The sequence below is a fragment of the Prevotella conceptionensis 9403948 genome (assembly GCF_000312305.1).
GTDB classification, from domain to species: domain Bacteria; phylum Bacteroidota; class Bacteroidia; order Bacteroidales; family Bacteroidaceae; genus Prevotella; species Prevotella conceptionensis.
Genome location: NZ_HE999444.1, coordinates 150370 through 162751 on the forward strand (window position 1 = coordinate 150370; position 12382 = coordinate 162751).

A 12382-nucleotide genomic window follows, 5' to 3' on the forward strand; every position below is an offset into this window, starting at 1 on the left:
TTTTAGGTGAGTGTGGTTAACCGCATCGTTACCAATTCTTCTCAACCGTTCTTCTCGACGGCTGTTGCATTGCCTTCTTCAGCCTTTGCTGTGTGGCTTTCTCATCTTGTATGGTAGCATTGAGCAGCTGTTCGGCATTTTCCTTGCTCATTTGCTCCTTGGGTTTGGGTTGTTGTTTCTCTTTCTCCTTTTGCTGTTTTTGCTGTTCTTGTTCTTGTTTTTGTTGTTTTTGTTGTTTCTGTTGGTCCTTGTTGTTCTTGTTCAGCCTCTTGCATAGGGCAAGGTTATAGCGCGTTTCGTTGTCGTTGGGGTTGTTGCGCAGCGCCTCTTGGTAGGCTTTGATGGCATCGCCGTATAGCTGATGCCTTTGGCAGATGGTGCCAATGTTGTGGTAGGCCATAGCCTTACGGGTTTTGTTGGTTTCCATCTTGCCTGCATTTTCTAGTTGCGCAATGGCCGCCGAGTCTTTCTGTTGCATCATCAACGCGTTTCCCAAGTTGTAAACGGCGTGCGCATTGCTGCCGTTTTGCGACATGGCCTTGCGGTATTCCACCTCGGCTTTGGCGTAGTTCTGGTCGCGATATAGCTTGTTACCCGTGCGTATGAAGTGCCTGTCGTTTTGTGCAAAGGCCAATGTAGGCGCAATAAACAAGAGCAACATGGGTGCGCTTTTCTTCGAACCAAAGAGATGGATGTTGCGCCACTTTGGGTTTTTGATGTCGAGGATGAGTATTTCGGCGATGAGCAAGATGATAACGATGATGCAAACGGCCTGGAATTGCTCGCCATATTCGCTATAAATCACGGCTTGCGTGTCTGCGCGTTGCAACTTGGCCAGTTCGTTGTTCAGCTTTTCTTGTGCATCGTTGGTATTGTCCACGTGTATATAGGTGCCGTTACCTGCCTGCGCAATCTGTTTACACATGCTTTCATTCAGTGCTGTGAGTACCGTCTGTCCGCTGCGGTCAGTGAGATAGCCTCCTTCAGACGTGGGGATGGGCGAGCCCTTGGTGCTGCCGATGCCTAGGATAAACACGTGGATGCCCCGTTCGTTGGCAGCTTTGGCCGCTTCTAGTGCGCCTCCCTCGTGGTCTTCTCCATCAGTAATCACGATAATTGCCTTGCCGATGTCTTTTTGTTGGCTGAAACTGCGCATCGAAAGGTTGATGGCCTTGGCGATGTCGGTTCCTTGTGTGGCGATGAGTGCCGGGTCGATGTTTTGCAAGAACATTTTCGCCGAAACATAGTCGGTGGTGATGGGCAGTTGCACGAAGGCGTCGCCGGCAAACACCACAAGCCCTATGCGGTCGTGTGTGAAGTTGTCTACAAGGTTCTCGATAAGCAGTTTACTTTTCTCCAAACGCGATGGCACCACGTCTTGTGCCATCATCGAGTTGCTGATGTCTACGGCAATGATGGTCTCGATGCCGTTTCGTTTGTCGTGGGTTATCTTCGTACCCATCTGCGGACGAGCCAACATCACCACCAACAAGGCGAAGGCGGTGATGGCCAAGCCCAGCTTTACCCACGGGCGGTAAGTGGAAACGTCGGGCATTAGGTCGTTAAGCAGTTCGGGGTCGCCAAAGGCTTTGAGCTGCCTTCTTTTCTTGCGGTGTGCCAAGAGGGCCACTAATGCCAGCACAGGCACTAGTAGTAGCAACCATAGGTATATAGGGTCTTCGAATCTAAACATTTCTTTTTCCAGTTAAAATGGGGTTGTATTTTGAGGAGTTTAGGTAACTAGGCATTCTAGGAACACTAGGGAAATCAGGGCTCACTAGGGACACTAAAACAACTAGAACCATGCGCAGCTTTGTGGGCGTTGGCCATATTTCTCACTCTTTCACCTTTAAACAGCAAGGCATATTACTCCCCTCTCCCCTTGGAGAGGGGGTGGGGCCTCTTTACGGTATTCGCCTTAGCACAGTGGTGCGCAGTAATATCTCGGCAAGCAATGTGATGAGAGCCAAGATGGCGAAAGGTTGGTAAGCCTCGTAGAGTTTAGAAAACTTCTTCACACTCATTTTCGACTTCTCCAACTTGTCGATGTCTTTGTAAATCTGTTTCAACTCTTGGTTGTTCGTTGCGCGATAGAAGTTTCCGTCGGTGGTGGCTGCAATGTCTTTCAACACCTTGGTGTCTATTTCCACAGGCATGTTTACATATTGCACCCCCCCCGCCACGGGCATCGGATAACGCGCCACCTTGTTCGTTCCCACGCCAATGGTGTACACCCTTATGCCTAGACTCTTGGCGATGTTGGCACTAGTCATCGGCGAGAGGTCGCCCATGTTGTTCGAACCGTCGGTAAGCAAAATCACCACCTTGCTTTTGGCCTTGCTGTCTTTAAGTCGCGACACGGCGTTGGCCAGTCCCATGCCAATTGCCGTACCGTCTTGGATGAGCCCTTTGGCCGCAATGTCGGTCCTAACGGTTTGCAGCATGTTGAGCAGCGAGGTGTGGTCGGTTGTCATAGGGCACTGCGTGAACGCCTCTCCTGCAAAGATGGTGAGCCCGATGTTGTCGTTTGGCCTGTCGGCAATAAACTCTGCGGCCACGTCTTTGGCCGCCTCCATGCGGTTAGGCGTGAGGTCTTCGGCCAGCATCGACGTAGAAACGTCCATCGCCAGCATGATGTCGATTCCCTCTACTTGCTTGTTGCCCCACGATGTATGCGTTTGTGGCCTGGCCAAGATGATTACGGCCAGCGCAAACGTGGCACACCTAAGCAGCACGGGCAGGTTCATCAGCCGCATTCGCCAGCTTTTAGGAGCGTAGCGGTATGCTCTGGTGTCGCTCATGCGCAAGGTGGGCTCGCCCCTTTTCTTATAGATGAAGTACCAAAATATATAAGGTACTAGGAGCGCAAGCAGCAGGAAGTATTCTTTGTTTGCAAATTCCATATTGGTATTTATCCTTGAAGGTTTGTTAACCCAGCACGTCGTAGAGGCTATACACGATGTAAACCATGATGGCCGCCACGCAGATGGCGATGGTCCATATCACCGTTTTGAGTGCCACGCGCGTTTGTTTGGTTCGTTTGTCGGCCTCGGTGAGTTCGGGTACGATGCGTTCTGTGTCGGGTTGGTTTTCAATCTTGGTCTTGTCGATGAACTGGATAGCGTTCACCAAGTTAAGATCGTTCTCGTTGATCAGCGTGGCGTATTTGGCGAATTTCACCAAGTCGGCTGTTTGGAAAATCTCTTTCAGCTCGTTCATCATTTCCTGATTGCCGTTGGAGTTCAGGTGTTCGATAATTTCGGCACTGGTCATTTCCATGGCGTTAAAGCCAAAACGCTCGTTGATGTACTGCCTTAGCGCATCGGTTAGTTGGGTGTAATACTCCTTTTGGTTTTCCGATGCGGTCATCTTCTCGGCTTTTATGCGCTCGATGGCCGACATGGCCTTTTGATGGGGCAGTATTTTCTTCACGATACGTATGCGCGTGATAACAGGCTTGTTTTGTTTGAGCCTCACAAGTAGGTAAACGCCCAGTGCGGCAAGCAGCAACATCAGCACACTAAGGTAGAACATGGATGCCCAAGGTTCTTCTGTCCACGAGAAAGGGTTGTTTTGTACGTCTTTCGGGGGGAAGAATTGATTGGGGTGCAACGTGTCTACATCCATCGTAACCACTTTAAGTGCCAAGATGTTAGCCTCGTATTCCTTGTTGTTCACCTTTACTTTCAGTCCAGGCAGCGAGTATAGTTTCTCGTCGAACGAGGTGAGCGTGTAGCTTTTCGTGGTTTTTTGCAGGCCATTGTCTAGCTCGGTGGTTTCCTCCTCGCTTGTTTGCAGCACCTCAATGCCTGGCACCATTTCTTGCGAGGGCGTGAAATTGGGAAACACCACTGTTTGTCCTTTCGGTGCCGTTACGCTTAGGCGCAGTGCCGTTTGCTGTCCGATGTAGATGGCGAACGAGTCTATTTTCTGTTCAACGGACACCTGAGCCTTGGCTGCCACAGCCAAGAGCGCGACAATAAGCAGCGTTATGTGTCGTTTAATCATCTGTTTTGTCCTCTTTGCATAAATAAAAGCATCATTGCCTTAACATAGTCTTCGTTGGTGGCCACCGACACCCAGTCTACGTTGCTTTGCGCGAACGTTGTTTTGAGTGTGTTCATTCTTTCGAGCCAATATTCGGTATGTGCGCGCCTTAGCTTGGCGCTAGCCGTGTCGATGAACATCTCGTGTCCTGTTTCGGCATCTTTCACCTTCATCAACCCCACGTTGGGCAGGGTTTTGGCGCGTTGGTCGTACACCTGAATAGCCACCACGTCGTGTTTAGAGTTGGCTATTTGCAGTTCTTTTTGGAAACTGTTTTCGGCGTAGAAGTCGCTCACCACGAATGCGATGCACCTGCGTTTCATCACCCTTGTTAGATATTCGATGGCCGCGGCAACGTTTGTTCGTTTGCTTTGCGGCTTAAAGTCGAGCATCTCGTGGATGATGTACAGTATGTGTTTACGTCCCTTTTTGGGTGGGATGTATTTCTCAATGCGGTCGGAAAAGAAGATGACGCCAATCTTGTCGTTGTTTTGTATGGCACTGAAAGCTAAGATGGCGGCCATCTCCGTGGCCATTTCGCGTTTGGTGCGTTGCGTTGTTCCGAAGTCTAACGAGCCGCTCACGTCGATGAGTAGCATCACGGTGAGTTCGCGTTCTTCTTCGAACACCTTGACGAAAGGTCGGCGAAAGCGTGCCGTTACGTTCCAGTCGATGTCGCGCACGTCGTCGCCAAACTGATATTCGCGCACCTCCGAGAAGGCCATGCCTCGTCCCTTGAAGGCCGAGTGGTATTGTCCCGCGAAGATGTTACTGCTTAGCCCGCGGGTTTTTATTTCAATTTTCCGTACCTGTTTAAACAGTTCGAGCGCATCCATTAAGGCACCTCCACCTTATTAATAATCTTGCTGACGATTTCTTCGCTGGTTACGTTGCTGGCCTCGGCCTCATAGGATAGGCCGATGCGGTGTATCATTACATCGTGAACCACAGCGCGTACGTCTTCGGGTACAACATAGCCGCGATGCTTGATAAAGGCGTAAGCCCTGGCGGCCTTGGCGAGGTTGATGCTTGCACGTGGCGAACCGCCGTAGTTGATGAGCGGTTTGAGGTCGGCAAGCTGATAGCGTTCGGGATAGCGCGATGCGAAAACGATATCGGCAATGTATTGTTCAATCTTTTCGTCGATATACACTTGGTTAACCACTCCGCGAGCCTTCATGATGTCGTTGGCCGTGGTTACGGGCAACACCTGTGGCAGTCCGCCGTGTATGTTTTCGCGTATGATGAGCTTTTCTTCTTCCAGTGTGGGATAGTCTATCACCACTTTAAGCATAAATCGGTCTACCTGTGCCTCTGGCAGTTGGTAGGTTCCTTCTTGCTCAATGGGGTTTTGTGTGGCCATCACGAGGAAGGGCTTTGGCAAGGGGAAGGTTTTTTCGCCGATGGTTACCTGATGTTCCTGCATGGCCTCGAGCAGTGCGCTTTGCACCTTGGCGGGCGCACGGTTTATTTCGTCGGCCAGCACGAAGTTGGCAAACACGGGTCCTTTCTTCACTTGGAAGTTCTCTTCCTTTTGCGAATATACGAGCGTACCGATAACGTCGGCAGGCAAGAGGTCGGGTGTAAATTGTATACGGCTGTAATCGGCGTCTACAAGTTGCGCCAAAGTTTTAATTGCAAGTGTCTTTGCCAGTCCTGGAACACCTTCCAAGAGGATGTGTCCGTCGCTGAGCAATGAGATGAGCAACGAGTCGATGAGGTGTTTTTGCCCCACGATAACGCGGTTCATTCCTGTTGTCAGGTTGGTGATAAATGCGCTTTGTTGCTCGATAAGTTGGTTTAATTCACGGATGTCTAAAGATTCTGCCATAATGTATTACTTTTCTAAAGTATTAATTTATGGCAAAAGTACAACTTTAATAACAGATTTCATCATGTTGGCATCTAAATAATATTAAATATCGTGTGGTTTTTTCATAAGTCAAGGGTAATTGTGGACAATTCTGCCATTTTTTCGTACAATTAGTATTGTTGGAAGTTTTAAACGAATGACTGATTTAAGCGGGCGATTAGTTTTGTAATTAAGATTGAGGGGGAAGGTTGATGTTGTAAATTTTATGGTATAAATTTTAACATTATGAGTGGCTTATAATTCACCAATCGTCCACCCGACCCGAAAAAAACGATTCTCGCGAGCGTTCTTTTTGTGCAAAAGGGAGGTTACTATAAAGCGGTGGCAAAGCTTTTGATATTGCATAAACTTGCAACTTTAAGATAAATGTGGGCTATTTGCTGCGGAAAATGCTGCAATTTGGTGCAAAACGCAGTGTAATTTGGTGCAAAACGCAGTGCAATTTGGTGCAAAACGCAGTGTGATTTGGTGCAAAACGCAATGCAATTTGGTGCAAAACGCAATGCAATTTGGTACTAAACATGGGGCTAAATGAATGAAAATGCGCTGGGTGTTGCGGCTTAATGTATTTTTATTAGATAGAAAACTTGTGCTGAACATGAGCAAAAGTAGCTTTAAAGGTGCTTTTTTCGGTGAAAACAGCTGGTTTTTGGCAATGATTTTTTTGCGTGTTGGGCATCAACTAGAAAGGTAAAGTGGTGCTAAATGCAATTTTTGTTCTTAATGTTGAACAAAAAATGGGGCGCGCGAATGGAAAAAATGGGGCTAATTGCATACTTTAACGCTTTGTTTTTCTCTAGAATGGTGTGTGGGCATGATGGTGTTTTGTAAAGATTAATATAAGCTTTTAAGTTTTGAGCTGATGAGTTTTTGTGTTTTTGAGTTGATGGGTTAATGAGCTTTTAAGTTGTTGAGTTTACTTGTGGAGCTTTCTTTTGGTGTTTCGGTTGAAAAATGGTAGCTTTGCGGTTGAAACAAAGCATGACGAAAAAACAAAAGATGAGGAAATGGACAATGGAAATAGCACTATTACAAACAAATATCGTTTGGGGGGATAAGGAAGAGAACCTACAACGTGTGGAACGGCTGATGGACGAACATCCCAACGTCCAACTATTCGTTTTGCCCGAAATGTTTGCAACGGGTTTTATGGTGGGCGGAGATGTTGTTACCGAGCCACAAGAAGGGCAAGTGCATCGTTGGATGGTGGACATGGCCAAGCGTAGGGGATGTGCCGTGGCAGGAAGTGTGGCGGTGGAAGTGGCTGGAAGGCGACATAACCGCTTTTATTTCGTTACGCCCGAGGGTACCACATGGCATTACGACAAACGACACCTCTTTACATACGCCGGCGAAGACAGACTTTACACCAAGGGCGAAGACCGAGTTGTGGTGCGCTATGGTGGTTTGCGGTTTCTCTTGCAAGTGTGTTACGACCTGCGTTTCCCCGTGTTTAGTCGCAACCGGGGCGACTACGATGTGGCCATATATGTGGCCAATTGGCCCACGTCGCGCCTTTTTGCTTGGCAAACGTTGCTTAAGGCGCGTGCCATCGAGAACCAATGCTTTGTGTTGGGTGTTAACCGCGTGGGCAACGACCCTGCTAATGCTTACAGCGGAGGGACTGTTGCACTAGACCCACAAGGCCAAACGCTGGCCGAATGCAGAGCAAACGAGGTGGATGTGGCGCATGCCACGCTCTCGCTAGAATGTTTGGAAGGACTGCGCCGCACGTTCCCTGTGATGAGGGATGGCGATGTGTTTATATTGTGAGGGCTTATAAAGGTGAAAAGGTGAAAAGGTGAAAAGGTGAAAAGGTGAAAAAATGGCTTCGCTTAACATCAGGCTAACTTGTAAATTAGTCAACTTGTTATAGTCAAACAGAATTGGATTTGGAAAGCCATAGCTGCATCGTAAGTAAACAAAAGTTCTCCTTTTCCTCTGTGCAAGGGGTTATTGAAGTCATGCAACACACGTCTTGCATTCTTCTAACAGCTATTTTCCAAATGCAATTCTGTTTCACTATAACTCGTCAACTTGTTAACTGGTCTACTCGTCAACTTGTGACCCCGTCAACTAACCACCCTTTGTTTACGTTTCGAGTGTAAGCAGTGCGGGGGCGTTGACTAGGTGGTATTGGTCGTCTAATACTGCGCCGTTGGAAAACACGGTATTGTCAAATACGTCTGTGCCATACGACTCGTGGGCGTGACCGAAGAGGTGGAACTTGGGTTTAACTTCCATTACGCGATTGCGGAGTGGCAGGTTACCCCAATGTGTTCCGTTAGACTTGTCGCGTATCATCATGGGTGGTTCGTGGGTGATAAGCACGTCAACATCGTTGGGTATAAGTCTTTCAGAATGGTTGTAACCTAGTCCGAAGAACTTTACACCCTCTATTTCGCATGCCTTATCTTGAAGAAATAGCACGTTTGGGGGTAGGTCGACTATGCCCTCGGCATCCCAAAGGCAGAGGTCGTGATTGCCTGTTACGAAGAGTTTGTGCGGATGGGGTAGGGCGATGTACCAGTTAAGGAAGTCCAACGCCTCTGCTTCCGTTCCCCTGTCAGTGAAGTCGCCGCAATGAATCAGTACGTCTGCCATTGGCATGTCTTGCAATAGGCCGTGGCGATTGTGGGTGTCGGAGATTTGTAGGATGGTCATATTGTGGGGCGATGAGTGCATTGCATGAATCAAAATACAATTCCCCTGATTATCAAAACATTCATACGTAATCTTGGTAAACTGATGAAATCGAATACACCACGATTTTTGGAATGAAATGTACACGTATGATTAGATAATAAGTGATTTTAAGACAGGGTTGATGAAGTCAATTTTTCTCTTTGTTAACCTTGTATAAAGGACATTATACCAATCTTGTATAAATGGATCTGAAAAAGAATGATATTTGTAATTGTCTCCCTCAAGTCTCATCTTTTGCTCTTCCTTTGATAGTTCAAAGATAAATTTGTCAAAAACCTCCAATGATTGAAAAGATTTGTTGTACTCAAAATGCTCATCTTCCACTTCGTCAACAGCAGCAATGGCTTCTACCATTTCTCTTTTATTCTCATAGTAGTGGAGATTATTGACAATATGGTAATAGCAGCCTATTTCCATTCCTAAAATTGCAGAAAAATACTCTTGAATTAGAGTGAAGTTGAAGACATTGACAGCACTAGCTCCCCATATAAGATCATTAGAACGCATGGATACTATCAGATTTAGCTTCCTCTCTTTAGCATCTTTCATAAAATGAAGCATCCGTGTGCATGGAATATCTTTTGTTACTTTTAGGTTTCCTACTTTATCAAAACAATCCTTTATGGGATCACCAATGTTGATAATCGCCTGTCGAGTGCATTCATCTTTCTTAAAACATTCCACCACATATCGAAACTGGTCTACTTCCATAGGAAACACCTCTCGTATTTGGCGGATATCATAATCGATAGAACTACCATTAAAGTGTCTTAACCTAGGCCCATAGCCCCCTCTCATCGTTTCACAATTATCCGAGAAATTCTTCATGTTGCTACCATAAAGATTGATATATTCCATATCATTTCTTCCTGCGGCAAGCCATAACGATTCGCCATACGATAAAGGTGCATACCAATTTCTTTCAGCTATCGTAACCAATCGCGCTGTTGGATCAGATATTTTGAACATGACAGGTTCTGGTAATTCATAGCATTTCATACCGCGCGTTTCACGGCAGATCCCTTCTTTGAGAAGTAGCCGACACGCATCTCTTAAAAATGAGTTTATTCCTTTATATTCGGCTTGGTACATAGGTCGCCAGTGTTAATCCCCCATTTTGGAGGAAAGTTAAAGTAAATAGGGGATGGAGTTTCTTTGTATTTCTGTTTGATTCGAACATTGCCCATTTTTAACTCTGGCATTTTTGCTCTCAGATATTTATCTGTTTCACAAAAGCAATTTTGGAGATCTATCAACGTGGGCTCATGACCAGGTAGAGATTTGAACTCATTGTATCCATACATTTTCCTCAACTCATCAAGATGTTCTTGGATGTAGTATATTGCATCTTCGTAATTGGAACCATAGCTATAGAAACACTTCTTAATCCCTCTAATAGCTCCGATGCCAGCTTTCACAAACGAATTCTCACTAAAATTCAAATAGGGACAATAGTTAAAATCAATTGCATATTGGTAAGCAATAAAGCGACCTATAAATGAGCATTTATTTAGTATTTGGTACACCTCTTCTAGTGAAACTGCCTTGAGGATTGTATTGAACAATCCTACCTGTAGAAACTCTTTTTCGACCATAGTAAGCCACTTTTCATGTTTTGTTCGTAAGTAATCGTATTTCTTATGACTACCGGCCATCATATAAGCGTTACTAAAAATTGGTGTGTGTTTCTGTCGAGCGGAGAGGAGGGCGCTTATCTTGTGAGCATTAAATGACCCGATTGTTATTTCAGAGTCTAACCCGTCCTTAATATATTCCCAAGTTTCAATTTTGTTAAATATCTTAAATATGAGAATTCTTAAGAGGGTATCTTCTGGTGTATACCTCTCTATGTCTTTATAAATGACCTTTTCGATAAGGTATTGACTTACCCGATCACAAACTCGATAAACATTTGTAAACTTGTAAGTACCGAGAATGTTATCGTTTGTATATTCACCTTGGTTTTTGCTGCCACATTTCCTCCAAAATATTTCCATGCGTTCCTGCATGAAGTAAAAATAGTAGCAAAGTGTCTGATGGTTGGGTATTATCTCTTTAGTCTTCATATATATTCATCTTAGGAAAGGAAAATTCTTTCCAATTGCATGGATCTCCATGAATACCAATTTCATAGTTGGATTGAATCCAGCTGATGAAGTCATTTGTATATGCGGATTTATCAGATAAATCTTTGAACTTAATGCTCCTTCCTACATTATAGATCTCATTGAAACATTCTGGTATCAAAGGGGCTTTGTCGCCAAAATAGAAAAACGTCTTAGAAAGAAGAACATATTTTCCTGACACATCTCTATCATAATGATCTTTGTTTGTGGAACCATCACTTTGGCTATGGGCACAATTCTCTTGGATAACTTTACCTGTCTCTGGATCTGTATGATATACATTATCTCCATACATTTGAAGTAATGAACCGTGGATGTTTGGTTTCTTACACTGGAATCTATAATCAGTCCAGTAATCGTCAAAAGTGATTTTTTCTTCCAACTTCATGGCAAATACAAGGTGATTGAGATTACCCATTGATTTGCTGCCAAGGCCCAAAATCCAGTCGCCAATCTGTAAGTGTCTGTTATTTCGTAACTGACCCTTACATGCCGCTAAAGATAGAGTCCCATGAAATGGATTTGGAGCAAAACCATAATCATGTTCTATTTTATATCTAAAACAATTCATATTAATTACAATTTATACGGATAATATTATTGATGGGGCGTGCAGGAGAACCATCAGGAGCCTCTGGCGCAGTTATTTCACCCTTGATAATGCTGTCAAGTTTGTCAAGAGAATTCCATCCCAAAGGATTGCCTCCGTACATTTTATAAGCCTCAGGCAACTCTACATTATTTTGGCATCCGTGTTCATAGATACCAACGATAGTTTTCCCCTGACGTGCCGCGTTGCGAATTTCATAATTAACCCAAGGCCGCTCATGTGTGTGTTCTCCTATCATTAGAATGAAAGTTTTCGCCCACTTAATACAAGTACGGAGATAGCGTGCGATTGTGGCGTCGGTTACCTTATAAGGTCGATACTTCTTTTTTTCAACAGAGCTATTTCTTACATCACATCCTCGTTCCCGAAGCCTTTGCTTTAAGGAATCGAGATGTTTCTCATCTTCGCCATAATGACTAATGAATATATTATGCATAGTTGTTAATACAATTGATTATTATCACAAACTTATAAAAATCAGTTGTTAGAATATTGCTGCTAATAGTCTATGGTGGAAGAACGAAAACATTGTTTATTTGTGTTTGTTGTTTCCCTGCATCCTTTTTGCTATCGTATGCAATCAAAGGCTAGAACTACAATTGCAACAATTAGATAAAATGGGGTTGTTGAGACGGATGCCATTGCTTTAAATGTGCTGCAAATTTGGCTGTATCCGCCTTTTAGTTCTTCTACTTTATATAAACTCTCCATATAATCCGAATTAGTGTGAACTTTTTTCAGAAAGTTATTTTGAGATGAAATACACAATCGCTCTAATCCTAGATAGTAACAGTCTAGTAAATAAAATAATCCTATTGGGATAAGGCAAATCCAAGCATTAGGTGTTTTGGGATTTTTGTCAACAAAAAGGACCAAAACGGCGGCAACAATGGTAATTGTCAAGTTTTTACAGTTAGAGCTGTTGCCTGCCATTCTGTTGATAATTCCTTGAAGCATAGAAATATGATTCTGAACTGCTGAACTTTCTATGAACTCCGTCATTTTATTACTTTCCATTTC

12 protein-coding genes are annotated in these 12382 nt (G+C 44.7%); 1 reads left to right on the forward strand and 11 read right to left on the reverse strand.

What is annotated here, in order from left to right; genetic code table 11:
• Positions 1-28 precede the first annotated feature (28 nt).
• The 5 genes from BN93_RS02780 to BN93_RS02800 form a co-directional block, all read right to left on the reverse strand.
• A complete protein-coding gene (locus BN93_RS02780; RefSeq protein ID WP_019186834.1) occupies positions 29-1693 on the reverse strand; it encodes a VWA domain-containing protein in 1665 nt (554 codons plus the stop codon).
• A gap of 211 nt (positions 1694-1904) precedes the next feature.
• Positions 1905-2903 (reverse strand): vWA domain-containing protein, encoded by a 999-nt coding sequence (locus tag BN93_RS02785; RefSeq protein ID WP_009161546.1) that lies wholly within the window; start codon positions 2901-2903, stop codon positions 1905-1907.
• A 25-nt stretch (positions 2904-2928) separates the two neighbouring features.
• Positions 2929-4008, reverse strand: a complete 1080-nt coding sequence (locus tag BN93_RS02790; protein WP_019186835.1) for a BatD family protein — start codon at positions 4006-4008, stop codon at positions 2929-2931.
• Positions 4005-4883 carry a DUF58 domain-containing protein gene (locus tag BN93_RS02795; protein WP_019186836.1) on the reverse strand — a complete coding sequence of 293 codons (879 nt, stop codon included), beginning with the start codon at positions 4881-4883 and terminating at the stop codon, positions 4005-4007. Before BN93_RS02795 ends, BN93_RS02790 begins: the two co-directional genes overlap by 4 nt.
• Positions 4883-5878, reverse strand: a complete 996-nt coding sequence (locus BN93_RS02800) for an AAA family ATPase (RefSeq protein ID WP_019186837.1) — start codon at positions 5876-5878, stop codon at positions 4883-4885. Before BN93_RS02800 ends, BN93_RS02795 begins: the two co-directional genes overlap by 1 nt.
• A gap of 1056 nt (positions 5879-6934) precedes the next feature.
• Between BN93_RS02800 and BN93_RS02805 the strand changes: the two genes are divergently transcribed.
• On the forward strand, positions 6935-7693 hold the full coding sequence (locus BN93_RS02805; protein ID WP_044259756.1) for an amidohydrolase: 759 nt from the start codon (positions 6935-6937) through the stop codon (positions 7691-7693).
• Positions 7694-8011: 318 nt separating this feature from the next.
• On the opposite strand, the gene BN93_RS02810 is transcribed toward BN93_RS02805, so the two are convergent.
• From BN93_RS02810 to BN93_RS02835, 6 genes are all read right to left on the reverse strand, one after another.
• Complete coding sequence (locus BN93_RS02810) at positions 8012-8584, reverse strand: metallophosphatase domain-containing protein (protein ID WP_019186840.1); 573 nt, start codon at positions 8582-8584, stop codon at positions 8012-8014.
• Between the two features lie 132 nt (positions 8585-8716).
• On the reverse strand, positions 8717-9718 hold the full coding sequence (locus tag BN93_RS02815) for a thymidylate synthase (protein ID WP_019186841.1): 1002 nt from the start codon (positions 9716-9718) through the stop codon (positions 8717-8719).
• Complete coding sequence (locus BN93_RS02820) at positions 9691-10692, reverse strand: nucleotide kinase domain-containing protein (RefSeq protein WP_019186842.1); 1002 nt, start codon at positions 10690-10692, stop codon at positions 9691-9693. The genes BN93_RS02815 and BN93_RS02820 overlap by 28 nt, the downstream gene beginning before the upstream one ends.
• Complete coding sequence (locus tag BN93_RS02825) at positions 10682-11323, reverse strand: Nmad2 family putative nucleotide modification protein (protein WP_019186843.1); 642 nt, start codon at positions 11321-11323, stop codon at positions 10682-10684. The genes BN93_RS02820 and BN93_RS02825 overlap by 11 nt, the downstream gene beginning before the upstream one ends.
• Before the next feature lies 1 nt (position 11324).
• Entirely contained in the window at positions 11325-11798 is a 474-nt protein-coding gene (locus tag BN93_RS02830; protein WP_019186844.1) for a TIR domain-containing protein, read from the reverse strand.
• Between the two features lie 131 nt (positions 11799-11929).
• Entirely contained in the window at positions 11930-12379 is a 450-nt protein-coding gene (locus BN93_RS02835) for a hypothetical protein (RefSeq protein WP_019186845.1), read from the reverse strand.
• Between the last annotated feature and the right edge of the window lie 3 nt (positions 12380-12382).